This window comes from Chryseobacterium sp. c4a, from assembly GCF_009900745.1.
In the GTDB taxonomy this organism is placed as follows: domain Bacteria; phylum Bacteroidota; class Bacteroidia; order Flavobacteriales; family Weeksellaceae; genus Chryseobacterium.
The window spans coordinates 38,903-65,395 of sequence record NZ_WXVU01000021.1 but is presented as its reverse complement, the minus strand read 5'-3'; the positions used below and the strand labels follow the sequence as shown (position 1 = coordinate 65,395).

Genomic DNA, 26,493 nt, shown 5'->3' with positions numbered 1-26,493 from the left:
CACTCTAAAAAATATACATTTCACCACACTTTTTATATCCATGGTTTATGGAAATATTATTTTACCATTGTTGATCCATTGGTTATTCTTATTCCATTCTCCGCTACAATCGCTTTGCATATTCATAACAACTGCCTTTTGAGAAACATCAATAATTACACACAGGTAATTTTCATAGAGCCTCTTTTGGATTCCATCTTCTACATATCCTTTTGAGATATGATCCAACACAATATACCTGTGATTGGGAGAAATCCCTACAATTTCCCCATCAGAATAATTCATATTGCCATATCCTTTTATGGTATATTTTTTCCTTCCATTCAAAATAAAGGGCTGCTGATACATTTTAAACTCTTTATTATATGTATTAAAACCCAGTTTATAGGAATGAGATATAGGAATTAGCAGATGTTTCTTCCCGGATTGAGAAAAAGCAAAGGAAGATAGCTGTAGCAGAACTAATAGTATAATTTTTTTCAAGACTACATTCTTACTTATGATTCAGATTTTTGTTCAAATTCTTTAAGAACAGTAAAATAATATTTTCCTTTATTTTTTTTGAAATAAAGTTGATCACCAACAATATTATTTCCCAGGAATGTTCGTTTGATGATCAGAGCATTTTTTTTGCAACAATCCACGGTAACTTCTACAGGAGCTTGACTCCAGTAATTAACCGTTTTTATGCTTACATCTTTACCGAGCCACTTATTTTCTTTCCTGTCTATGGAAACATAAGTGCTGTCATCGGTAACTTTCTGATGTAGGATAATATTTACTCCTAATGCTTTACTCCATATCTTTTTCTCCTGTGCTTTCATCAAAACACTCAATAAAATAAGAGCCAAAGCTATTTTTATTTTCATTAAAATAACCCTATTATTTTACTCTTGTATAAACATATCCGGGAACTTTGCTTCTATCCTTTTTCTGAGTTAGCATTAAAGAAATATATTTTCTATAATATTCCTTTCCATTCTCTTTTTCCCCTATATTCCAGTAACTGTCTGCTAAATTCAGATAAGCAACGGTTCTATTTGGGGATTTACTGATAATTTCCTTCAAAAGGTCGATAGCTCCTGTATAATTCCCATTATTTAAAAGAGCAAATGCTATATTATTGTAACTATCTACATTTTTTTGAGATAAGGAAAACTTCTTTTTAAAATCCAGCAATCCTGTTTCATTAAAACGTTCTGACAACAAAGGGTAGCTCAATAAATCTTCATAAAGTTTTTTAAGATCCTTATATGGTTTTATGATTCCTTGATGATCAAAAAATGTCAAAGATTTAAACCCTTTAGAATCGATTTCCAAAGCTTCTGGATCTATATTTTTTAAGGGAAGATTAATATTTTTAGTAAGAATTTTAAAATTCTGATCTTCACATTCCTGGCAAGGATTATAGAAATTAACATTTTTTATGTACCAATCTTTTTTATATAAAAGGTTTACAGCTCCATATAATCCCCGGCCACCTCCATAATGTATTGAGATCTCGGAAGGATTTGTATATCCAAGACTGACATTGTTGAGGGCTGTAATCTCGGGTAATTCAAAACTATTTGTCTTTTTATTTCCAAAATGAACAGTTACAAGATTCTTTTCCAACACCACCTCATCCTGAAGATGATCTAGATCCAGATCATAATAATTGGATTGTGCTGATAAAAAATTCAAGAAGAACAAGCAAATAACTGATAGTACTTTAAAAGCCTTATTTTTTAATTTTATCACGGTTGATACATTTTGTGTTAAACTTAAATACATTTGTCTTTAATTCATTATAATACACCTTTCTTTCTTCCATTCCATTTCCTCCTCCGTTTACAAATTTGGATATAATCGAAAGATATTTATCACCATAATCAGATACTTCATTCATATTACTGTGTAATATTTCTTTATACTTTACTTTATTCGCCTTAGCCCCATATTCTACCTTTTTGTAAATATCCCAAAACCAGCCCGCCGAATCAATGGCAAAATATAAACTATTGGCAATTAATCCAGCTCCATCTATATCTACCAGATCAACCACTTTTTCTTTTATTTTTTTCTTCTTCTTATCTAACATCGGGTTTCCTTTATCATCAAGTTTATCTCTGGTGTAAATATACTTTTCCTGATACTGTTTTTTTCTGTCAAAGAGGTCTTCTATCTTTTTCCCCGGTATGAGCTGAGGTTTCTTTGAAATTACATAAGCTAGATATTCTTTTTGCTGGTCTCTCCATGTCAATTGCATACCTCCTCTTCCTTTATATCTTGGGCCATCACCTACTACAATATGCCCATGATCTTTAGATTCAGGATGATTACCGGGATCATAGCCTACTCCACTGGCATATTCTAAAGTAGTTCCCAATCTAGCTGTTTCATGATAACATTGAGCAAAAAAGTGTATTTTTCTTATACAGGTATTGATATGATACGTTTTGAACATAGCGTTTAACTCTTCCAGTAGTCTTTCGTAAGTAGTATCAGCAGCAGGTAAAGGACAGTTTTCATCAGAAAATATAGCTGTAGATTTTTTCTTTTCAGATGCTCTGAGTTGTTTGACAACAAGCTTTAATTCATCTAATGTCAAATCTCTGTCACAGAAACATTTTTCATCGCTTTTCGGATCCGGTACTGGTACTCCTTTTGCCTCAATACTCTCTGGGTTATGCACCTGGCCGCTATCGGTAATTTTAATATCAATCTGCCCATAAGTACAGGGTATTGTACTTTGCTGCAACAATACATGCTGTTCCTGAGATTTATAAGTTCCTACTTTTTTCCATTCTCCAAGTTTCATCACACTGGCACAAGGAAATGCAGCATTAGGACTTTTGAGGCAGTTTCCTGTAAATACAAGACTTTTAGGCCCTTTTTCCTTTACCGTTGCTGTTTTCTTTTCCTGAATGGTGGGAGTATTGTAATTTACTACCATTATTCCTTTGGGATTGGTACATAGTGTACATTCCAGAGTCGCTGTATCGATGACAACTTTTAGGCCAGCCTCAGCCTTTTCTTTTTCGGCATCTGCAGCACGTTTGTCATCCATTTTTTTTCTGTTCGCCTCCTTTTGTTGATCAGGAGTTGGAGCAGTAGGATTTTCGCCGTTGTTTACCTTATCCATAACAATGAATGTTTTAAATGAGAATGTTAAAAATTATTACCAGTTTCTTATTTTCACTTACGAAAAAGATTTATATTGAAAGTACTATCTGTTTTCTGTCTGTAATCTAAATAATCCTCTAGAGTTTCACTATTGGATCTAGAGTTAGAAAGCTCTTCTAAAGTCAAGACCGGTAAACCACTTGAAATCAGTAGACATTCTCACTTATTGTTTATAAGGCTATCATTTTTATACATCACTTCCTTTATTGTATTTTGAGAATTTTCCAAATCATTATATTGATACATCTTCCAGACTCCATTTTTCTTTCCATTACTATAATTTCCTTCCTGAGATTTTTCTTTCCAATAGCCATCTTTCTTCGACTGTTTATTAAACGCTCCCTCACCATCAATTTTTTCAATAACTGTTTTACGAAAGATATATTTGCATTGATAGCATCGATCAATCCTGTTGATGTATTTGCCAATAGGTTGATTTCTTTTAAAATTACCGAATACGATGGTATCCGATTTTTCTATCAGAAGTATTTTCCCGTTTAATTCTCCTTTATACAAAGAATAGGAAAAGTTCATATTCGGAAAGATAAATTTTCCTGTCTTTTTTTGCCTGATATCGCCATAAAAAATATCCCCTTTGTAATCTACCTGTTTATATACAATAGGTTCACTGACACATGACACCATAAAAAGTACCATAATGAGTTTATAAAAATTGGAATTCATCATTTAATTTTCTTATTATTTCATGTTGGTAATAAAACGTGGTTCCTGCAACAGAGGTATCAGGATATTCCATAATATTATCAATTGAACCCTTTTTAAACCTTATATTATTATACAGTTTGATCTTTTCATACAGCTTAATCTTATTTTCCATTTCCTTTAAGCTTTCTTCATATTCCTGCTTTTCAATCTTCAATTTACCTTCCAACTCAAAAATTCTGGTTTCCCAATCTTTTTTACTTTTAACTTTTTCATTTCCAAAATTAAATGGATAATGCTCCGGTTTTCTTTCTTTTAAGTCTTTTTTATAATTACCAATACGCTTTTCGAAATCTTCAAGGTAAATTTTCTGTTTTTCATAATAACCGTTCGGATCTATTAGTTTTGCTTTAAGTTGATTCACATATTCATCTTCATCTCCCTCTAAAAAAGTATGAGCTAATCCAAATGAATGTCCTAATTCATGAAAATAAGTATCAATATTAGAAGAATAAAAAAGTCCTCTGTTTTTATGATACCCATAGGATGCTGCCACATTATTATTTTCTCTGATTGCTGAAAAGAAGATGTACATTTCGTTATTATTGCAGTTGATTTTCTTTTCTATAAAAGTGGTATACTCGTTCCTCTTCAAAACATAATTATCTGAAATAATATTTTTCGTTTTCAACTCTGCATCATCCACTTCTAATTCTGAAACCTTATATTGTGATTTCAGATTGACCAGAAGCTTGCTGATCCCAAAACAATTAATTCCTTCTACGATATTGTTAAGCGCCGTATTTTCATCCTCAAATTTTAAAAATTCTCCATTTTTATACAATGGAGTTTCTATTATCATTTTGTTTATAGTTTCCAGATCACTTTGTTTATTACTTTTCCTCAATACTTTTACAAAATGAAAAGATTTATTCGAAAAAATAGCTTTATCATTAGGTTTAAGGATCAATAGGCCAATAAGGTTATTTTCAGAATCAAAAAACTGAACGGGCTGATCCTTTTCAAAAGTATTTTTACAGATAATCATTAAATTGGAAAGCTCAAGCTTCATACTATCGCCATCTTTTATCAATTGAGGTTCATAAGCCGTCATCTTAGGAGATATAGGTTTACCTGACTTATCATTTCTGAATTGTCTGGGCTGATTAAAATAGGCATCATTCTTTGTATCCAGAAATTCTTTTGAAATCATAAATTCTTCAGAAGCTATCGTTTTACCATCTTTGGTAAATCCAATATCAAAGAGCGATTTATCATATTTTAATTGAATACTATTTTTCTCGGTTTTTTTCGGATTTATAATCTCTACATATAAATTTAAAACTACTTCCAATTTTGTTACTTCGCCATGATTCTTAAACATATACAAATAAGGAGGATAGTAATTTGATTTATTAATATTTATTTTACTGGATTCATATTTCTCTTCAAACAATGCCTTGTTCTGGATGCAATTATCTAAAATATCCGATTTAGACTTTGTTCTGAGACTTAAAATATCATCGTGATCTCTATTCCAATCAAATCCATAATTACTCGACGTTGGAAAGTCATTCCAGATTCTCGGGTATACAATAAAATTAATGATAGCATCCTTTTGCTCCGGTACAGGTGCACCATTCGTAACTATTTTTTCGGGGATATTCACTTGACCAGAATTTGAGAACTCTACCTTTCCGCTTTCCGGAGGTGTTCCCGGGATAGCTCCAACTCCCGGTATAAATGATTTCTTCAACAAAACCTCGTTATCCTGTACTTTTACACTTCCAAAATTTTGCCATTCTGTAAGCGTATTTAAAACAAAACCATCCTCAAAGATAAAATTAGGTACCTGTTTCTCTACTACAGTTCCGGTAAGTTTATCCTGTGTTGTGGGTACATCATTCAGAACTTTAAAGGTTCCCGAATGAGCATTGAATTTAATCTTTGCTCCATCTATGGCCAACAATAAGCCTTCTTCTTTTTTATCCTTCCCTTCATTTTCAGCTCGTTTTTCCGCCATCTTTTTACTGTTCTCTGCCTTCATTTGCTCATTATCCTGAGCAGAAGCCTGATTCTGAGTTCCAAGAATATTTTCCGATTCTTTGTCCTCGTCCTTTAGCCTATCCATAATAATGAATGTTTTAAATGAGAATTTTGTTTTTTGATTTCTATGAAACCTTCTTCATATTGATCTCTTTTACAGATAAATACTCCTTTGAAGGACTCAACATCTGATGCTTCCAGATTTTCCGCTGATACTCTCAAAGTCAATGTATCTCCGGATTTTACAGGAGTCATAATTTCTGTAAAACCTTCGGTGGATTCTCTTTTCATTTTAGTATCAAATGAATTCAATAGCCCATTAAAAAGTAATCCAAACATGTTATAACTTCCCAGAAAGTCTATCAGCTTTACCTCATCTTCCAGCAAATCACTGATCTGGCTGAAATAGCGATCTATCGCTTCTCCTTTATGCGTTTCAGATAAATTAGCCAGGATTTTTGTCCATCTTAATCGTAAAAACAGGATATTATCTACTGCGGTAATATTTCCTTCATCATCTACTTTACACTCTATTTCGTCAAATAAATAGCTTATCTTTTTTAAAAATTGATCCATAGTACCCTCCTCGTCAGAAAAATCAAAGTGTGTCACCAGGATTTGAAAATCATGCCGATCCTTTACTTTTCCATAATAATAGACCTCTACTTCCCTTGCATAATTTTTTTGCGTGGAATAAAACGGATTTTTTTGTTCTATGACAATGGTCTCCAGCCGATAGGTCTTCTGATGAAGGTTTTGCAATACGTTTACCACCATATTTTAATATACTCTTCTTTGATAATCACTGTTTGGATCCATTCCCATCCAGTCTCTGTTGGCTGACCAATGGAGATATTGATTCCTTATGGTTCTTAATAAAGCTTGAGATTTGTTGATATGAAGACGTACCTCAGGAATATTCATCACGGGATGTTCATTTTCAATGGTTACTTTAGGCTGTTCCACAGGATCATTTGCTGCAAGCCTTTCATTTTCCTTTTTAAGTTCAGCGTCACTGATAAATGACCATGGTTCTCCATTTTCAAACACATATTTATGAAGAATTTTTTCAGCCTCAACCAAGTTTTTATCATCAGTTATGGGATAATCATTTTTTGTTTTGGTCATCAATTGATGATCATAAATCCCTTCTCCAAGTTTTTCCATGAACTGAAGCGGGATATAGCTGTATTCTTTTCGAAGGAACCGAACTCCTCTGATTTTCCTGTATGCAGTTCCAAAAGATAGAATATTAAGGGCTGTATTGTGGATGGTAATCTGAGGTGGTTTAAACCAATGTTCATCAATCAATTGCTGTCTCCGTTCCTGTAATGCCCCGAACGTTTTATGGTTGGAGGTTTCAATTTCGTCAACTTCTTCTGTTCCGTTTTCATATGCGCCTCCAATATCACAGTGAACTCCCGGAAATTCTTTTTCAATAATATGCGGATTATCTTTAGGCTCTTTTACTCCTTTTGAGGTAAATGGAGTTAAGGAGAAGTTCTCACGATGCTCATTTTCTGCCGTGAAATGAACCGCCTTTCGGAAAGGTCCGGGATTTCTTAGTTGTAATTGCTCTACATCATTTGCAAAATTACGTGCTGAACCTAGCGAAGCATGCAATATCCCTCTATAGCCTACTCTTTCCAGAGTTCCCATATCTCCAAACTCCTCATAAGAAGAAACGGTGTCATAAACGCCTATAAAACGGACTTCAAGCTCCAGATTTTCTAGTTGTTCAGTGGACAATATTTTTTTACTTAAAAGATAATATCCCAAAAAACCGAATTTTGGAAGTTTTCCATCAACAAGGTATTTCGGATCTACTTCTGTTTTATCTTTATCCAGCCAAGTATCTTCATATTCAGCAACCAAGGCATCGTTACCGTAAGACCCGCTTTCTTTATATCCAACTACTTTTCTTGATTTTTTGATCTCAACATCTTCAGTTCTTTTATTACCATTGATCTCATAGGCAAAGTTTCTTGCAGCGGCAGCACCACGGCTGAAACCAAATGTATCTATGGTAATCCTAATCATTTTTTTCTTCGAACTGCCATCAGGAAGAAGACTTTGAATTCTGGTGGCAACCATTTCACAGCCTCTTCTTACTTTACCTCTCACTCCGCTTTTTCCAGATCCGTATTGAAACCCATCATCTACATCCCTGCTGTTATCCATAGTACCTATTCCTTCTATGTAGACACCATATTTATTTTTTTCGCTGCTTTTATACATACGGGCTACATTGGTATTGTCATTACTAAAACTGTTATCTACTCCCTGACTATCCAGCCATCCCCTATGACTACCCCTCAGATATTGGGCATATTCAGAATTGTCATCATCTTTTAAATTATCAAACTGTTCTTCCTGTTGTTTTCTTGTTTCTTTTATAGCTTTTTCCTTTTCCTGAATTACAGCATTGGAATCTGTTTGCAATATTTTATTCTTACCATCTCTGTATTTCTCCCTTAGCTCGGTATTCTTCAGGTTATTTAAAGTACCATCGAAAAAGACCCCAATCTCAAGATGGATCTCATCTATAAGGGGTTTTGCATTCCCTGTGTTATATACAAAAGTCTTTCCCATAATTTTTGTGTTTAGAAAACTTCTATACTGTCAGCCTTTATGAAAGCTTCTTTACCATTTTCACCTTTTAGTTTTATGGTTAAATAGCTATTGGCTTCGTTTACTTTTACAATTATATCTGCTTTGGTTGAATTTGGATTATCTCCAAATACAGTTTTAAATGCTTCAAAGCCTGATTTTTCATTTAAAGTACATTCACCGCCATATTCTTTTCCATCTGCTCCCACAAAATCAAATACAATTCTTGTGGGTATTGCTCTCATTTCGTTTTGAGATAGCGGAGATTTAGTGGTTTCAAATTGTTCTCTCTCTCCATTAATAGTAGTGAGCTTTACGTTCGCCAAAGGATATAATTTTGCTTTTTCGGGAAGTTCGAAAACCAGCTTCCAGCTGTATCGTGTTCTATAGGTATCCCAAAGCCCCAACGGAATGGGCTTTCCTTTATTTTCTTCCCTTATTTTTGCAGGAATGATCTGTTCGCGGGTATGAACCATATCCAGATAATCTTTTCTCCAGAAACGATTCTCATGGCTGTCTAACTTTGCAATTTCAGATTCAGGGATCTTCACTTTCTCTGCCTGATATCTGCCTATTTCTTTTTGGTAGCCAATTCCTGCCACCCAAACAACTACCACTCCACCTGGAGCTAGTCCTATCCCCAATGTATTGTATGTCAAGTGTTCAATATCACCGCTTCCATTAGTTACCTTAATATCAAAACCTTTTTTAAAATACTCTCTGATCTTATTAGTATCAATAGCTGTATCAATAAGGTAAAACTGGTTTTCCATATAAGACATCCATATAAAATCTAAACGTTTAGGAAGGCTTTTAAAACTATTTGACATACCATTATTCACTGTACCCCAGGAATTGGTACCTGGAGTCATTCCATTATCCAGACTCACCCATTCTCCCCCTTCACAGTCAATTCCTCCTTTATAGACTTCCATCGGATATCCTAAGGCTGCTGAAGTCCCTTCACTCCATTCATATTTTGTCATTGCTGCAGTTGTTTTATGATCTTTTTTTTCCTGACACGAGATCTGAGTAAAGAACAAAAAGCTTAGTAAATATTTTATTATTTTATTCATCGTAAATATGGTGGTCATCAATAGCTATAACGATGATCCATCAATTATATGTATTATTATCCCTTGTTTACTTTGGCATCTATTTTACCCAGCATTTTGGCAACGCCTGAACTTTGCAGCAGGATATCTCCATTTTTTGCTTTATGGGTTGTTGTAGATGTTGTTTCTTTCAAGTCTCCCGTTACATTAACTGTTTTATTTTCATTAACGGTCTGCTTATAGTTTTTGGACATAAACTTGTGATTATTGGTAATGTTTACGGCATTATCATTTCCTACACTTGTCCTCATATTGTTTCCTACGTTGATATCAAGATTTTCACCAACATTAAAGGTCATATTTTTAGGAGATGTTACGGTAATATTCCCTTTTCCATCCATGAAATAATTGTTTCCACTAGGATCAATGATGGTAACACTTCCTTCGGCATCATTCATTAATACTCTAATTCCACTTCGGGTTTGAATTGATTTTAAGTGATTGTCTACACCGCCGCCAAGGGCAGTTCCTCCATGAAACATTCCCCCCATCACAAATGGACGATCCGGGTGATTGTGAACGAAACCAATCATTACCTGGTCTCCAACTTCAGGTATGGCAACATATCCTCTGTTTTGAGTGATTTGATCGGTTCCACCAGCATCGGGAGCCATCATTCGGATGAAATTGGTGGTATCATTCAATTGCCAGTCGAATCTGACGGTCACTCTTCCCTGCCCCAGCGGATCTGTATTGGATATCACAGTAGCAATCTGAGGTTCTGCAATTGGAACTGTAAAATCAGGAGTTGGGATATACCCTGTATCTGAGGCGATGGCTTCAAATCGTCCTTCATATCGTCCTAGGGTATCTACCTCATGAGTAACTTCAGTAACCATCAGTTTGGTAAAATAAGAAGTTTGATTGCTGTCGGTTTTTCTCATCTTAATATCGGCAACACATCCCGGATATAAAAAAGGAATAGTGGTACCTCCTGAAACGGTAAAAACATCTACAGCTCTGCTTCCGGCAGTACTGGTTTGTGAGATAACGACATCCATATCCGTAGCGGCCTTTATGGGAGCGACTTGTAATGATGGGGTTTTAAAAATTTTATCGTTATTCTGATAGGCTGTTTTCGCCAGGTTTCCTACATGTTTAATAGGTGTTTCTCCGGAAGTAAGTTTTGTATTAGAACTACTATTATATCCATAGAAACGGGGTTTGATATGAACAGCTTTCATCTCTACATTGATATCTGAAACATTGCTTCCATAAATCAGTTCCAGCGCTTTATTCTGAGGAGGCATATTTCCGAAATGAAGTATTTCTCCGTCATAATAGAATTGTTCACCATAGGCTTCTGCCATTCTGCAAAGGTAATTGTAATGAGTTTCGTTGTATTGGGAACTGTAGAGAATCTGAGCAGATGCCTTAGCATTCACTTTCACATCGAATTTGCTGTTTTCTATTCCCTGTTTGATAACATCAGTAGCAATAATTCCCATATTCACAGGTTGGTCACCGCCAAAACTTTGAGTATGAGGAGCTGCATCCAGTAGAATGGTTGGGCTGTATCCTTTCAGCACAATATTTCCCAGGCTATGATTTTCCTGACTGAATCCTACTTTTGTAATGACACCTACAAAGGTTCTTTCAGGGCTTCCTTCTACATCTTTATATTTAAAAACGATAGTCAAACGCTTTCCCAGAAACCGCTGAGCCTCTTCCAGATCATGATTTTGTACACCATCTAAAGTATCATGTGCTAATGTCAGTTCAAAGTTATGATGTTTCTTTACACTTTGCTGTAAGCGGAAATGCTTGAAATGTTTGATCATTTTACCTTCAATGACTATATCCAGCTTCACCACACGGTTGATTCCAGGAATATGATTCTCCGAAATCTTTTCGGAATTCGAGGTATTATTATTCATATTAATGTAAGGTGTTTGGAAGGCTTTTGTATTCAGAAAAAAAATTCTAAAAACAATCTCCTTTATATAAAATTATAATTTTTTACGATATAAAATCCACTTTTATCCGATTTATTTTAATAATCACAGGAAATCACTGAGTATATCCTCCTTGATTTTGACGTATTTATCAGAGCCAAAAAAACAGAACAGTATCTATTGTACCATTCTGTTTTATATGTACTTGATTTTTTAAGAGATCAAATGCTTACGCTGTAGGCCAAGCCCCATGGTAAGCAGAATTCCCTAAGTCAATTTGTTCTGCACTTACAACAAAAGTGATATACATACTGTTTTCATCTACAGCATCGAAGTCTACTTCGTGCTGGATTACGTATCCATTCTGCCACTTTAAAGTTGTTAATGTTCCTTCCTCATGAGATTTGTTGAATGTAACTTCTCCCACTGTAGGTTTGTACTTTCCGTTGAGTAAGCTTTCCAGAATGTCAGATTTTTCTGTAGCTTCTACTGTAATTTTGATAAGAGCATTAGAAGGGTCTGATGCTACACGTCCAGATACATCTGTAGATCTTGATACACTGTAGTTAAGCTTTAATAACTTTTGTCCTTCACCGTTGTTGAATTTTAAAATTCCTCTTGAATTTCTTTCTGCCATGATCGTAAATTTTAATCGTTAATATTGTGTGATTTGTTGTTTTATGTCACCAAATATAGATGTATTTACTATAACAAAATAGTCTTTATATGGAAATTTCAAAAAGTGTAGTAATTCTACGACTAACAATCGTTAGGTAAAATTAATATTGAAAATCATACAGTTACCGCTATAAATCTGCATTAAAAGCTTATTTCGTATCAAGATACATTCACTCCGAAAACATGCCCTACCAATGCTGTAATTCCCATGGCTACGGTTCCCCAAAAACAAATTCTAAGAACAGCAATTTTAATACTGGAACCTCCGGCTCTTGCCGAAATTGCTCCTAACAACATCAGAAATATAATAGAAAAACCATATTGAAAATAAACCATCTGTTTGATCGGTGCCACCAGAGAAACCGTAAAGGGTAACAATGCCCCAACTGCAAATGATCCAAATGATGCTACTGCTGCCTGTAGTGGTTTTGCCTGGGTAATTTCATTGATACCTAATTCATCGCGGGCATGAGCTTCCAATGCATTGTGTTCTGTAAGTTCAATAGCGACCTGCATGGCTGTTTCTTTTGTACAACCTCTTTTTTCGTATACTTTAGCCAGTTCCCGAAGTTCCACTTCCGGCATTTCATCCAGTTCCCGTTGTTCCCGGATCAGGTCTGCTTTTTCGGTGTCTTCCTGAGAACTTACAGAAACATATTCTCCTGCGGCCATAGACATTGCTCCAGCAATCATTCCTGCCAAAGCGGCCAAAATAATGATATGGCGCTCCGGCTCTGCTGCTGCAACACCTATAACAATACTTGTTGTAGACAGTAATCCGTCGTTAGCACCTAAAACAGCTGCCCGAAGCCAGCCTACCCTGTTTACATAATGCTTTTCTAATTGATGATGCATATTAAAATCGTTCTATATTTGGTGTTATACTAATGATAAGTCTGAAAAAAATAGATAATAAAGAATTTTATTCTTGGTATATTCGGAGGTCGATGGATATTACCTTCATTACTTTCTTTCCAAACTCAGCTTAAAGTTATAAAATGTTTATTCAAGAATGATTTTAAATTATATGACTTTTATTGTGGGTAAAACCTCATCTGCTCAAAGCTATAATTGGGATTTGTTCTCAGCAAATCTATTAATGCTTTTAATTCTGATTCTTCCCAGCTTTTTTGAAACATTTCGTCATGAATCAGCATGACAACGTTGCTTTTAGTAAATGTTTTATCCGAGGTACAAAGCTTCTGAACTGCAGTATACATATCATTGACGGTCTGAATAGGGGTACCATCAGAAGGACGATGCTGCCATTCTACATCCCAGCCTACTACTTTGTAACCCAGTGCTGCTAGTTGATCTGCAGTTTGTATTCCATTAGTAATATCATTCTTAGATCTTCCTCCTAACCGCCAAATATTTCTTCCCGGAAGGCGTACAATCTTATAAGGTAATCTCAACAGACTTTGATTATATACAATATCATGTACCGACTTATCTACATTATTATAAAATGCTTCATAATGATCATTGGCATGGGTAAAACTGTGGTTATATTCATCAATATAAGGGTTCTGATCATAATATTTAGCATAAGTATCCATCTGTTTATCTTTAATCACATGTTCCCCTACCATAAAAACACTGATCTTAATTTTTTCCTTTAAAATGATATCATTGATATTTTCGCTTCCATTCAGCGGGCCATCATCAAATGTGAGATAGATATAGCATTTATTGGGTGTTTGTGAAGTTGTTTTTTGTGAATACAAAGTAGTACTCAGCAATAAGGACATACTTGTAAAGTAAATCAATAGTTTATTCATACGAATTGGTTTATTACAAATATAATTAAGGATCATGAAATGAAAAATAATAGGTTCTTGATTCTATTTTTATCATAATTTTTATTTACTAAAATTTCATAACAGATACTACAAATAAGCCTTAAGCATTTAAAAATCAAAACATAAGACCATACAAAAGGAGTATTTTAATCAAAAAATCCTATTTTCTTATCTTTGCATCCGTAAAATCCGATAACAATATCAATGAGTTTATTATATATCAACTGGGATGTAAATCCTGAAATCGTCAATATTTTAGGTGTTTCCGTGAAATACTATGGCCTGTTATTTCTTTCAGGACTTGTTTTATGCTTTAATATTTTAAAAAGCATTTATAAAAAAGAAAATTTAAGTATACAGGCGCATGATGCTCTATTTACGTATGCACTTATCGGAATATTAGCGGGTGCCCGATTAGGACACTGTATCTTTTATGATTTTGATTATTATTCCCAACATCCTCTAGAAATCTTCTTACCGATTCAGAGAGGCCCGGATGGAGCTTATCATTTCACTGGTTTTGCAGGACTTGCAAGCCACGGAGGAGGAATTGGTCTGATGATTATGCTTCTGATCTATGCCAGAAAGTTTAAGATCCCGTTAATGACGGTTTTAGATGCCATTGCGATTGTACTTCCGCTAGGTGGTGTTTTTATCAGACTTGCCAATCTTATGAACTCTGAAATCATTGGAATTCCTACCAATGTTCCATGGGCTTTTATATTCCGTCAGGTAGACCAACTGCCCAGACATCCTGCCCAGCTTTATGAAGCGATTTCTTATTTGATTATTTTCCTTCTTATTTACTTTATTTACAAAAAAGATATCTTTAAAATTGGTAAAGGTTTTTATTTTGGAATCAGTATTCTTTTAATCTTTATTATGAGAATTCTGATCGAATTTATAAAGGTAGATCAGGTAGAATTTGAACATGGAATGAGCTTAAATATGGGACAGCTTTTAAGTATTCCTTTTGTTCTTTTAGGACTTTTCTTTATCGTTAAAAGTATAATGGAAAAGGGAAAAATGAAAACGTCATAGTTTCTGGCTTTCCTTATTCAATAAAAAAACTCACTGAAAGTTATTTTCAGTGAGTTTTTTTATAGGCTCAGATTATCTTGTAGTATAACCACCATTGGCAAAGATCGTCTGCCCTGTGATCCACCAACCATCAGTGACAAGAAACTCTACTAGCGGAGCTATATCTTTAATATCGGTAAGTCCTCCCAATGCGGATGCAGATTTATGATAGGCTACTGCATCATCTGTTTCCTGACCATAGAAAAACGGAGTATCCATAGGGCCAGGTGCCACTGCTGTTACAGAGATTCCTCTGGCTCCAAATTCTTTGGATGCTGCTCTGGTAAAATGCTCTACTGGTGCTTTTGCTCCAGCATAAGTAGAATATAATCCTGTATAAGCCGCCAATAATGAAGTAACAATCGTACAGATCTTACCGTGATCATTTATTTTTTTTCCTGCTTCCTGTAAAAAGAAGTAGGCTGATTTTGAATTGACATTGAACATGGTATCGTATTCTTCTTCTGTAGTTACTGAAAATGGTTTTTTCAGTACCATTCCTACCGTGTTAATCGCAACATCTACGCCGCCAAAACGAGAGATCGTCTCATCAAAAAACTTAGCAATATTATCTACTTTGGTAAGGTCTCCCTGAAATAGGAAAGCTTCTGCTCCCAACGCCTGAACTTCAGCCAGTGTTTTTTCACTCTCTGCCCTGGAGCTTTCACTGTTATAGTGTATGGCTAGCTTCGCTCCTTTTGCAGCAAAATCTCTGCTTAGTAATCCGCCAAGGTTCTTTCCTCCACCGGCTATTAAAACAACTTTTCCGTTTACATCTTGTGTTGACATTATTTTTATTTTTAATGGTTAATGAAGCAAAGATGGACAATAAAGTTCATCTCAACATGGTGAATTTTTCGGGAATTCATACAAAATTTGAAACAGGTTTAGTTTTGATCCGAAAAATCTTGTAAAATATTATAAATTTATATAAACATATTTTTCCCTAATATCCTATTATCTACCAGATAGATAGAGTTTGAATTCTGTTTCTCATATTAAACAGATGTTTACTTTTTCCAGATTAAGTGAGTTTTAGGCACAGCATTTGATGCTCTCCCACCCGTATTAACACACCATTTCATTCTTAATATATTTTTTTTAATCCTCAGCTTACTGGGGATTTTTTGTAAAAAAACATTCAATACGGCTTTATCCTTCTGTAAATAAGAACATCCGGGCAAGTTTTTATAAAAACCATTTCTGATAATCAATCATTTAAAAACAGCTTTATTCATTTTATTGTTGTATATTTGCATATTATTAAGCAAGTCACTACTTTGTTTTCTGTAACGACTTAGAATATATTTATTCAGTCTTTGCTTTTTGAGCAGCCATATTTTTAACTTTTATTCTTCTACCCAGAACAATACTTGTCGGAATTTTAAAGCTCTGTATGATTAGGAAACTTCACAACAGGAAACATCGTCGGGCTTTAAGGTCTAAGGCAGACCAGAGTGAACAATACAATTTATAGAAACTAAATACTAAAAATAATTTATGGCAGATTCTTTTTCTAAAAAGGAAAATTTCAAGAAAAAAATTCAAAAGCAAAAAGAAAAAGCGCTAAGACGCGAAGAACGTAAAACGAACAACAACAAAGGTAAGGACATGGAGGATGTCTTCATGTACGTAGATGAATTCGGAAGATTAACATCTACTCCGCCAGAACAAAGACAGGAAGTAAACCTTGATGACATTCAGTTAGGAGCTGCTCCTATTATTGAGGAAGATCCAAGAAAAACAGGAATTGTTACCTTCCTTAGTGAAAAAGGATATGGTTTCATCACTGAAGATAACAGTAAAGAAAATATCTTCTTCCACAATAACAACTGTGTAGAACCGGTAAAGAAAGGAAACAAAGTTTCTTTTGAAAAGGAAAAATCTCCAAAAGGATTTTCTGCAGTTGAGATTCAGATTGTAAAATAAAGATACATTATCTTATACAAATAAAAGCCACCTTTTTCAGGTGGCTTTCTTTATACATCGTAAAAATAACCGGTTTTCAAAACCGAAAAAATTTTTCTCATAGAAAAGCTCAGCCTCATAATTTTAAGCATAAGCTTTTAAAGAGAAGGCCACATTCATAATGAAGTGACCTCCATTTTATACCTCTTATTTAATCTAGTTTTCCTCCCAGCGCTTTAAATAACAGAACATTATTTCTGGTATTCTGATGCTGAAACTGCAATAGATCAAGTTCTGCAGTAAGTTTGCTTTTCTGAGAGTTGATCAGTTCAAAATAATTCGCATATCCTGTCAGATACAGATCATTGGATACCTCAACTCCGCGATCCAGAAAGCCTACTTCTTCTGACTTCAACTTTAAAACCTTTTCGTAGATTCTGGTCTGTTTCAAAATAGATTGAAGCTCATTGAATGCGGTGGTAATACTCTTTTGATAATTTAAAAAAGCAATCTCCTGTTCTTTACTAGCCACTTTAAACTCATATTTCAACTGGCCTTTATTAAAGACAGGAACCATCAATCCACCCAGCAGCTGCCCAGCCAATGAACTTGGTTTGAAAAGAGTTTCCACGGAAAAAGAATTTATGCCAATTCCGGCTCCCAGGTCAATCTTTGGATAAAAAGCGGCTCTTGCTGCTTTAGCATCTGCCTGGGAAGCTTCCAACACGTAATAATTAGCGGCAACATCCGGCCTTGAATGAATAACAGCTTCTACATTAATGGTCTTATTTAAAACATCCACATTAGTAGGCATAAGTATTTTACCACGTTTTACCTCTCCGCCATAGCTTCCTGTTAAAGTGGTAATGGCTTGTTCAACGGTGACAATCTCTACTTTAATATGTTCAATTTCTGCCAGCCAGTTATTGTTCTGTGCTTTGAACTGCTGCACGGCAAGTTCTGTAGCTTTTCCTACTTCACGCTGTGCCAGAACAATTTCAAAAGCTCTCTGCTGAAGATTATAGTTCTTCTGATAAATAGCAAGGCGGTTATCTAATGTCACTAATTGATAATACAAATTAGCAATATCGGTAAAGAGTTCTACCTGGAGTAATCGCAATCCTTCTGTAGATGCCAAATACTTCTTCTGGGCAGCGATTTTCTTATTTTTTAATTTTCCCCATGCATCAATTTCCCAGCTGCTTCTTGCTCCAACCCAATAGTTGGGTGTGAAATCACGGTTAATTTTCTGCTCTTCCGTAATATTGGGAGAAAGATTCGTGTCATAATTTCCCACTCCTTCCATGGTATACTTTCCATAGCGGTTTCCTGTGGCCTCTGCTCCCACTTCAAGAGAAGGCAAAAGATCCATTTTGGAACGTTGCAGGAAACTATTGGCGATTTCTACTCTTTGCTGAGCAATCTGGAAATCAGGATTGGCCTGTACTACTTTATCAAAAAGTTCAAGTAAATGGGCATCTGTAAAATAAGCTTTCAGATTGAGCTGCTGAAACTCTCCTGAACTGGTGATTTTAGTCGGTATTTCCGGTAATGTCTGAGCTTTTTTGATATCGGTCACTTTTGGTACAGCACATGATACTAAGCTTACAACAGCCACTCCCAATAATATATTTCTAGGATTTAATCTTTTCATCTTTCTTCTTATTTTCAAGTTTTGCAAAGAATATATACAGTCCCGGAATGACTACCAATCCGAAAATAGTTCCGATCAGCATTCCTCCTGCTGCTGCGGTACCAATGGAACGGTTACCAATAGCTCCGGCTCCTGATGCAATACACAATGGAATAAGTCCTGCCACAAAAGCAAAGGATGTCATCAGGATAGGTCTTAAACGCTGTCTTGCGCCTTCAATAGCTGCCGGAATAATATCAAATCCCTGTTTGTTTCTGGCTACCGCAAATTCTACGATCAGAATGGCATTTTTAGCCAATAACCCAATTAGCATAACCAAGGCAACCTGTGCATAAATATTATTATCCAGCCCTGCCAGTACTAAAGCGATGTAAGAACCGAAAATACCCGTCGGAAGACTTAATAACACTGGCATTGGAAGAAGGAAGCTTTCATATTGAGCTGCCAATAAAAGGTATACAAACAACAGACAGATCAGGAAAATATATACCGTTTGATTTCCTGATAAAATTTCTTCTCTTGTCATTCCCGACCATTCTATATCGAAACCTCTTGGAAGCACTTCTTTGGCCACACGTTCTACAGCAGCAATAGCATCTCCCGAGCTATACCCTTCTGCAGGTTCTCCATTAATCATAGCCGACATATACATATTATACCTTGTCAACACCTCCGGGCCATACACTTTTTCAATGGTAATAAATGTTGAAAAGGGAACCATTTCTCCTTTATCATTTTTCAGGTATAAATTCAAAATACTTTCAGGAGTATCTCTGTGTTCCGGGCTGGCTTGCACCATTACTTTATACATCTGGCTAAAACGGATAAAATTGGTAGCATAATAAGATCCCAGCATCGTTTGTAAGGTAGACATTGCATTGTCTACAGATACTCCTTTCTTCGCTGCCATATCATAATCCACATTAATCATATATTGCGGAAAAGTAGCATCAAAGCTGGTGAAGTTATTCTGAAGTTCAGGAGCTTCATTTAGTTTTTTAACAAAATCCTTGGTGATTTTGTCGGTATTTTCAATGGAACCACCTGTTCTGTCCAGCAAACGCAATTCAAAACCACTTGTATTTCCAAATCCAGGAACTGTTGGCGGAGCAAAAATCTCAATCTGAGCATCTGCAATTCCTTTTGTTTTCTCTGAAAGTTCGGTGATTAGTTCATTGACTGAAATGGATCTTTCTTTCCAGTCTTTAAGATTAATCATAGCCATTCCGTAAGATGAACCGGCAATTTCCGTTACAATACTATATCCGGCAAGAGTGGTTACATTTTCTACACCTTTTATCTTTTTGGCAATAACCGTAACTTCATCCAATACCTTTTCTGTTCTTTCTACAGTGGCACCCTGAGGAGTCGTTACACTTACATATACCATTCCCTGGTCTTCCATAGGAATAAATCCTGTTGGAAGGAATTTGCTTGTAACAAAAGTTAATCCGATAAACAGGAATAGTAAACCAAAAGTAACTGTAGTTCTAGTCGCGAATTTTGATAAAATACTTACATATCCGTTGGTTAATCTTTCAAAACCTGTGTTAAAACTTTGGAAAGCACGGTCAATGATGGTTTTCTTTTTATGATGATCATGAGGTTTTAAAATAATTGCACACAATGCCGGAGTAAGCGTCAATGCATTCACCCCTGAAATCACAATACTGATTGCCAACGTTAATGAAAACTGACGATAAAATACTCCTACAGGGCCATCCAGGAATGCTACAGGAATAAATACAGCAGACATTACAATAGTAATCGCAACTACTGCCCCTGCAATTTCTTTTGTAGCGCTGATGGTGGCATCCATCGCATTCATGCCTTCTTCCATCTTTACATGAACGGCTTCAACAACGACAATTGCATTATCTACAACAATTCCGATGGCAAGAACCAAAGCAAATAAAGTCAATAAGTTGACGGAGAAATCCAGCATATTCATAAAGGCAAAAGTTCCTATCAATGCTACCGGAACAGCCAGTACAGGAATCAAGGTAGAACGCCAGTCCTGAAGGAAGATAAACACCACAATTCCTACAAGAATAAAGGCTTCTATAAGGGTGGTTAATACGGCACTAATCGATGCATCAAGGAATCTGGAAACATCATAGGCCATGTTATACTCCATTCCTGGGGGAAATGAAGTCCCTTTTAATTCTTCCATTTTAGCTTTTACGCTTTCAATAACTTCGGACGCATTGGATCCCGGACGCTGCTTCATCATAATAGATGCTGAAGGTCTTCCGTCTGTTTTGGAAACCATTCCATAGTTCATCGCTCCGAATTCTACCTTCGCAATATCTTTAAGCTTTAGAATCGTTCCGTCTACATCTGATCTGATTGGAACTTCTTCATATTGTTTAGGTTCAAAAAATTTCCCTTTATATTTAATGACATACTGAAGCTGACTGGAAGTTTTTCCGGACGTTTCTCCTACTTTTCCAGGTGCTGCGGAAATATTTTGCTTTTGTAATGATGTAATCACTTCATCTGCTGAAATATTATAGGCAGCCATCTTCTGAGGGTCAAGCCATACTCTCATAGAATATTCTTTCTGTCCCATGATCTCAGCACGTCCTACTCCATCAATACGTTTTAATTCCTGAAGAACGTTAATATCCGTAAAGTTGTAGATGAACTGTTCATCCTGGCTTGGATCCGTACTCGTAATGTTAAGGTACATCAACATACTGTTTACCTCCTTTTCTGTAGTTACTCCGGCACGGATTACCTCTTCGGGAAGTTCATCAAGAATGGTGGTTACCCTGTTCTGAACATTTACCGCCGCTACATCAGGATCAGTTCCCACTTCAAAGAAAACCTGGATCAGGGTAAGCCCGTCATTGGAAGTTACCGTTGACATATACGTCATTCCCGGTACCCCGTTAATGGCTCGTTCTAGCGGAAGTGCAACAGCATTGGCTGATACTTCGGCATTGGCTCCTGTATATTTTGCTGTTACCGTTACTGAAGGCGGTACAATATCCGGGAACTGGGTAATCGGCATTTTCAATAATGCCATAATTCCCAGCAATACAAATAATATAGAAATAACCAACGAAAGAACCTTTCGTCTTATAAACATCTCTACCATAATAAGTTGATTTAAAGATTATGAAAGGTTAAGACTTCTTTTTGATTTTAATAATATCACCATCCTTTAGGGACTGAGTACCTTCATAAATGATTAAATCTCCTCTTTTAAGACCATTTTCTACCATATAGGAATCCCTTAATGTAGTTGCGATCTTGATATTGGTCATTTTCACTTTATTCTGTTTATCCACTACAAAAACATAGGTTTTATCCTGAATAGAGAATGTAGATTTTTGTGGAATAAGAATAGCATTATCCTGATTTTCAGAAATGATCAGTTTTCCTGAAGTACCATGCTTGATCAGATGGTCTGGATTGGGAAAAAGTGCTTTATATCGGATAGATCCTGTAGTTCTGTCAATTTCTCCTTCTGCTGTTTTTAAAGCTCCATTAAACTGATAATTAACACCGTTGGGTAGCGTTAATTCAATTTTCTGATGCTTCCCTAGTTTATCATTAGCGAGAAGTTCAAAATAAAGGTTCTCTGGAATTGAAAAGTAGGCATACACCTCATTAAGCTGAGATAGAGTTGTCAATAAAGTTCCATTTTCTACTAAACTCCCATCTTTATGAGGAATTACATCTATCACTCCATCAAAAGGAGCCGTAATTTTTGTAAAACTGATCTTCTGAAGCACTGCTTTTTTTTCAGCATCAGCAAAAGCATGTTTGGCCTGAGCAGATGAAAGCTTTGCCTTTACCAGCTCCAGTTCGTTATTCGCTACAAACTTTTTAGCATGAAGACTCTGGATCTGCTTTAATTCTACTTCAGCAATTCGAACATCTGCCTGAGTTTGTTTTAAGGCTGCATTGGCCTTTAAAAGCTCCATTTGCAGCTCCGCATCATTGATTTTGAATAAAGGCTGTCCCTGATGAACAAATTGTCCTTCATTAACATAAATATGTTGGATAATTCCCCCAATTCTGGAACGCATCTCCACATTTTTCTTAGCCTGAATATCTGTCACAAACTGATTACTGACCAGCGTATCTTTTTCCTTGATTTCCAGTACCGGAACTTCCTTTTCTTTTTGATCGTTTTTTTTCGTGTCTTTACTGCATGACACTGCGAATAATGTTGCAAGACTGCAAATTATTACATTTTTAAAATACATTTTTGAATGTTTAGGTTATAAAATTTTCGTTAAAATAAATTGAAATTCAATACCTTAAACTAGTACAACTGGAGGAGATGGAGAAAGGATTTAACTCCACAAATAGTAGAAACAGCAATATCGGGAAGTACAATTTTCGGAGCAACTTTTAAAACTGCTGAGAAATCACCGACTGCTTGATCGTCTTTACGTCCTGAGTATTTTACAATTTTAGAAGCAGCAGGCAGCGCATGCGTATTCATATCTGCTTCTTCGTAAACATCCAGAAGGTGGATATTACTTACATGGGGAAGATGAGGTATATTCTGCAATGATTTTTCTGCCCAATTCGAATTGAAAAGGGTAAAAACCAATAGTATATAGAAATAGAAAAATGACCTCAGACCTGCCATGTCAATAGAATACTTAGTTTTTCAGTAAAAACGATAGTTTTGCAAAAATAGGAATTTCGCCCGGAAAACCGGCTCTTTAACTGTTAAAAAAACTTAAACAATGAAACATATATTATAATTTGGATCATAAAAATACATTTTCAGGATCTCATTTTGTACCAACAGCTCTCTTCATCTACCCAAGCTGTCTTATAGAAGATCTATTTTATAAAAAAACCACCCGAAAATTCGGATGGTTTATATTTTTAGTATTAAAATTGATCTGCGGGCTTTATCATTAGTTTATCATCTTTCATGATAAACAATATCCAAATCCAGGCAGCTGATCCCAAAATAAAAGAAATAACCATATTCGCATAAAATACTTCTTTTACTATTTCACTGGTTTGAAACTCCTGGATGGCATTACTTAAAGTAGAGCCCTGCTTTACCAAGGAAGCAATTGTAGCTATAACGTTTGAAATAATGATACTTATAGTGGTTGTAATAACAATAATATACTTTCTCCAAATTCCATTTTTTCCTTTGAAGTAACCATATCCCAAATACCCTAAAAAAGCAATCACCAACGCAATTCCCATGGCAATTCCTTTTAAATATACAGAAAATAAAACCCAAATAGCAATTAAGGGAATTGAAAAAATAATGGCTCCTAAAAAGCCTGCCCAATAGCTCTTTTCTTCTGCCGTCTTTTTTCTTTCAATTTCATAGAAATTATTATTGGTATCACTAAAACAGGTCTCGCAAAACATAACGCCTGTTCCATTAAGGTCATAATAATTATTTTTTTGTTCTGACTCACAATTATGACAGCTGCGTTGCTCTTCTATATTAAGTTTTTTGAATAGTTCAACCAAAAAATCGAACAATGAGTAAACAGTCTTGAGCTGGGTTAAAGTTATATTTTCAACGAATTGGAAAAAGATACCATTGTCTTTGATTTCAAAGTTTGTAAATCTTAATTTCCTTTTGTTTGCTTGCAGCTCAGATTTAATGTGTAACTTTTGTTCTTCTGTCAAACTACCAGTGGTTACTGTTACAAATTTATATTGTGGAGTACTTATTAAACTTGCATCTGAAACACTGAAAAAATACCCTTTGTAAAGTCCAAATACGCTATTCTCTGTTTTATACCAACCAAGGTCTTTGGCTATTTTTTTTGCTTTAGGAAAAATCACTTGTTATTGTTAATTTATTATTGATGTGACCGAAAATCATAAACTTGTTATGAAACAGTCATTTATTTGAATTAAAAAAGGGTTATTATATGGGTATTTTAGAATAATCTGCTTAATACTCTGAACCTATAATCAAAAATATGATCGAGTTTCTTTTTTACGAATAAAGAATGGGCAATTTCGCCTAGAAATACCATAGGAAGTTCATAATCTATAGTATCTCTCATCAGGACACCTTCGTCGTTCGGAATAAACTCGTGGTGGTGCTTCCATAGTTTGTAAGGCCCTTTTCGTTGGAAATCGATGAAACTTTTCTGGAAATCGACATGAGTAATCTCAGTCTGCCATTTCATTTTAATTCCAAATAATGGAGAAACATAGTAATCGATGAGCATTCCTTCATAGATCTCATCATTTTCCATTGCTGTCAATACAGTAAAGCCCATATCCTTCGGGGTAATTTCTGAAAGGTTATTGGCTGAGGAAAAGAATTTCCAGGCTGTTTCTATATCACAATTTAATTGTTGTTCACGGAAAAGCTTATGTTTCATCTTACTTCTTTTTTAATTATAGATCCACATCAGAACAGGTTTTGCTGAGTTCTGAATCATCGGATCTATTTCCTTCATGGCATTATTTGAAATTGTGGGACAGCCCCATCCTTCCGGTGATCCTTTGGGGAACACTTCTTCATCACTCATCATTTCCCAGGAATGGAAAACAATGAATCTCTTCAAGGCATTGCTATTGGTTTCTTCAAGGCCGTGCATCAGATATTTCACATTAATTCCCCATTCGCTATATCCTCTGCCCTGTAGTTTGTATTTTCCTAATGATGAAAGATGACTTCCATCTTCATTACTGAACCTCGGATGATCTCTGGATTCATCACTGCTCCAGGCATTAAATCCACAACCATGCCCTACCAGGTATTCTTTGGCAACAGCTTGTTTTGCAAAATCCCAGACAAAAAAGCGTTTAATCCCTGAATGAAGGCTCATATCAATCAGAATACAGAAATCTGTACTCAGATTCTTTGAACGGCAGAATTTCAATGCTTCCTCGGCTTTGGTTTTTATGCGGTGAAAATCGGCTTTTGGTTTCTTTTCAACTGTTACAGAAGTCTCTTCAACAGGATATTTTCTTTCTACCTGATCTTTACCACAGGACAAAGCTAAAAGAAAAGTACAGAATAGAAAAACAGGTTTCATGTTTATTTATAATGATGGAAAATTCCAAAATCAGAAGGTGTCCAAAGCGCAGCCTTTTGTCCTGCAGCCTTCAATGCGTTATTTGTCCAGGTATTGCAGGTATAAAGGAAGCTATATGTTCCTTTTGCATCATAAAATGCATCATTATCACCATATACTGCATTGGTAGGAATCAGCATGAATTTCCCATTCTGATCTCTGTCGAATTTATCTTCTACAAATTTAACTAAACTAAGGTACTGGCTTCTGCTGATCATCATCATTTTACAGTCTTCTCCTTCTTTCATTGCATAATAATAGGTAGTATGCATTGCTGAATCACTTAACCAAAATGCTGCTTTTACTGCTGTTGAGAACTTCAGATCAGCCCAGGTTGGAGTATCCAGATAAAAACCTTTATCTCCCCATCCTATTCCAATATACTGATAATCTGTTTTTTTAGATTTTGTATCTGCAAAAGGAATCATAAGGCTCCAGTCTTTCAGATTATTTTTTACGGGCATTACAATATCTGTATGTACTCCATTGGTATAAATATAGATTGGGATGTCTTTCTTTTCACCATCATCTTTGGCAGAGACCGGAATAAAAGGGATCAGTAGCCCCAGAAGAACATATATAATTACAATTCCCAGAATAACTCCTACAATTTTCAACACGTATATTAATATGGTTTTCACAGTCATGTTTTTTGAATAAAATTTAATATATAGTTTTTCGTAAAAGTATTTGTTTTAATCGAAAAAAACACTATATTTAGTTACGAAATATTCACAAATATGCGTAAAAATACCAAGTCACAAAAAAGATTTAAAGTAAGAGTAAAAACAGCTCCAAAAAGAATACAAAAAAAACGTTGATTTTCGGTGAGATTTT

The 26,493-nt window shown here is 35.3% G+C and carries 24 protein-coding genes; 2 read left to right on the top strand and 22 right to left on the bottom strand.

The genetic code is table 11. The features are described from left to right. Positions 1-45: 45 nt before the first annotated feature. The 13 genes from GTR01_RS21630 to GTR01_RS21570 form a co-directional block, all read right to left on the bottom strand. Positions 46-483, bottom strand: coding sequence for a hypothetical protein (locus tag GTR01_RS21630; protein ID WP_160139802.1), 438 nt, complete (start codon positions 481-483; stop codon positions 46-48). A gap of 14 nt (positions 484-497) precedes the next feature. Further along, complete coding sequence (locus GTR01_RS21625) at positions 498-869, bottom strand: hypothetical protein (protein ID WP_160139801.1); 372 nt, start codon at positions 867-869, stop codon at positions 498-500. Between the two features lie 13 nt (positions 870-882). Next, the gene (locus GTR01_RS21620) at positions 883-1,740 is read right to left on the bottom strand and encodes a tetratricopeptide repeat protein (protein ID WP_160139800.1); all 858 of its coding nucleotides are present in this window, start codon (positions 1,738-1,740) and stop codon (positions 883-885) included. After that, positions 1,721-3,124, bottom strand: a complete 1,404-nt coding sequence (locus GTR01_RS21615; protein ID WP_160139799.1) for a PAAR-like protein — start codon at positions 3,122-3,124, stop codon at positions 1,721-1,723. Before GTR01_RS21615 ends, GTR01_RS21620 begins: the two co-directional genes overlap by 20 nt. 200 nt (positions 3,125-3,324) lie before the next feature. After that, positions 3,325-3,852 carry a hypothetical protein gene (locus GTR01_RS21610; RefSeq protein ID WP_160139798.1) on the bottom strand — a complete coding sequence of 176 codons (528 nt, stop codon included), beginning with the start codon at positions 3,850-3,852 and terminating at the stop codon, positions 3,325-3,327. After that, entirely contained in the window at positions 3,830-5,959 is a 2,130-nt protein-coding gene (locus GTR01_RS21605) for a hypothetical protein (protein ID WP_160139797.1), read from the bottom strand. Before GTR01_RS21605 ends, GTR01_RS21610 begins: the two co-directional genes overlap by 23 nt. Continuing rightward, positions 5,947-6,651, bottom strand: a complete 705-nt coding sequence (locus GTR01_RS21600) for a hypothetical protein (RefSeq protein WP_160139796.1) — start codon at positions 6,649-6,651, stop codon at positions 5,947-5,949. Before GTR01_RS21600 ends, GTR01_RS21605 begins: the two co-directional genes overlap by 13 nt. Positions 6,652-6,654: 3 nt before the next feature. Further along, positions 6,655-8,466, bottom strand: coding sequence for a phospholipase effector Tle1 domain-containing protein (locus GTR01_RS21595; protein ID WP_160139795.1), 1,812 nt, complete (start codon positions 8,464-8,466; stop codon positions 6,655-6,657). 11 nt (positions 8,467-8,477) lie between these two features. Beyond that, entirely contained in the window at positions 8,478-9,560 is a 1,083-nt protein-coding gene (locus GTR01_RS21590; RefSeq protein ID WP_160139794.1) for a DUF2931 family protein, read from the bottom strand. Between the two features lie 56 nt (positions 9,561-9,616). Beyond that, positions 9,617-11,476, bottom strand: a complete 1,860-nt coding sequence (locus GTR01_RS21585) for a type VI secretion system Vgr family protein (RefSeq protein WP_160139793.1) — start codon at positions 11,474-11,476, stop codon at positions 9,617-9,619. Positions 11,477-11,723: 247 nt separating this feature from the next. Next, a complete protein-coding gene (gene tssD, locus GTR01_RS21580) occupies positions 11,724-12,131 on the bottom strand; it encodes a type VI secretion system tube protein TssD (protein WP_160139792.1) in 408 nt (135 codons plus the stop codon). A 200-nt stretch (positions 12,132-12,331) separates the two neighbouring features. Beyond that, positions 12,332-13,027, bottom strand: coding sequence for a VIT family protein (locus GTR01_RS21575; protein WP_160139791.1), 696 nt, complete (start codon positions 13,025-13,027; stop codon positions 12,332-12,334). 179 nt (positions 13,028-13,206) lie between these two features. Then, on the bottom strand, positions 13,207-13,953 hold the full coding sequence (locus GTR01_RS21570) for a polysaccharide deacetylase family protein (RefSeq protein WP_160139790.1): 747 nt from the start codon (positions 13,951-13,953) through the stop codon (positions 13,207-13,209). A gap of 225 nt (positions 13,954-14,178) precedes the next feature. Between GTR01_RS21570 and lgt the strand changes: the two genes are divergently transcribed. Further along, a complete protein-coding gene (lgt, locus tag GTR01_RS21565; RefSeq protein ID WP_160139789.1) occupies positions 14,179-15,015 on the top strand; it encodes a prolipoprotein diacylglyceryl transferase in 837 nt (278 codons plus the stop codon). Between the two features lie 72 nt (positions 15,016-15,087). Here lgt and GTR01_RS21560 read toward each other — a convergent pair whose 3' ends face one another. Continuing rightward, positions 15,088-15,843, bottom strand: coding sequence for an SDR family oxidoreductase (locus tag GTR01_RS21560; protein WP_160139788.1), 756 nt, complete (start codon positions 15,841-15,843; stop codon positions 15,088-15,090). Positions 15,844-16,554: 711 nt separating this feature from the next. Between GTR01_RS21560 and GTR01_RS21555 the strand changes: the two genes are divergently transcribed. Next, positions 16,555-16,983 (top strand): cold shock domain-containing protein, encoded by a 429-nt coding sequence (locus tag GTR01_RS21555; protein ID WP_047096384.1) that lies wholly within the window; start codon positions 16,555-16,557, stop codon positions 16,981-16,983. A gap of 190 nt (positions 16,984-17,173) precedes the next feature. Here the strand turns inward: GTR01_RS21555 and GTR01_RS21550 are convergent, their stop codons facing one another. From GTR01_RS21550 to GTR01_RS21515, 8 genes are all read right to left on the bottom strand, one after another. Next, positions 17,174-18,616, bottom strand: a complete 1,443-nt coding sequence (locus GTR01_RS21550; protein WP_160139787.1) for an efflux transporter outer membrane subunit — start codon at positions 18,614-18,616, stop codon at positions 17,174-17,176. Further along, a complete protein-coding gene (locus tag GTR01_RS21545) occupies positions 18,597-21,719 on the bottom strand; it encodes an efflux RND transporter permease subunit (protein ID WP_160139786.1) in 3,123 nt (1,040 codons plus the stop codon). Before GTR01_RS21545 ends, GTR01_RS21550 begins: the two co-directional genes overlap by 20 nt. 28 nt (positions 21,720-21,747) lie before the next feature. Continuing rightward, positions 21,748-22,836 (bottom strand): efflux RND transporter periplasmic adaptor subunit, encoded by a 1,089-nt coding sequence (locus tag GTR01_RS21540; RefSeq protein WP_160139785.1) that lies wholly within the window; start codon positions 22,834-22,836, stop codon positions 21,748-21,750. A gap of 59 nt (positions 22,837-22,895) precedes the next feature. Then, positions 22,896-23,228, bottom strand: a complete 333-nt coding sequence (locus GTR01_RS21535; protein WP_160139784.1) for a hypothetical protein — start codon at positions 23,226-23,228, stop codon at positions 22,896-22,898. Between the two features lie 251 nt (positions 23,229-23,479). Continuing rightward, positions 23,480-24,406: a hypothetical protein gene (locus tag GTR01_RS21530; protein ID WP_160139783.1), complete on the bottom strand. Its 927-nt coding sequence runs from the start codon at positions 24,404-24,406 to the stop codon at positions 23,480-23,482. Positions 24,407-24,504: 98 nt separating this feature from the next. Beyond that, on the bottom strand, positions 24,505-24,957 hold the full coding sequence (locus GTR01_RS21525) for an SRPBCC family protein (protein WP_160139782.1): 453 nt from the start codon (positions 24,955-24,957) through the stop codon (positions 24,505-24,507). 12 nt (positions 24,958-24,969) lie between these two features. Beyond that, a complete protein-coding gene (locus GTR01_RS21520; RefSeq protein ID WP_160139781.1) occupies positions 24,970-25,617 on the bottom strand; it encodes a murein L,D-transpeptidase catalytic domain-containing protein in 648 nt (215 codons plus the stop codon). A gap of 2 nt (positions 25,618-25,619) precedes the next feature. Then, entirely contained in the window at positions 25,620-26,303 is a 684-nt protein-coding gene (locus GTR01_RS21515; RefSeq protein ID WP_160139780.1) for a TIGR02117 family protein, read from the bottom strand. Positions 26,304-26,493: the final 190 nt, after the last annotated feature.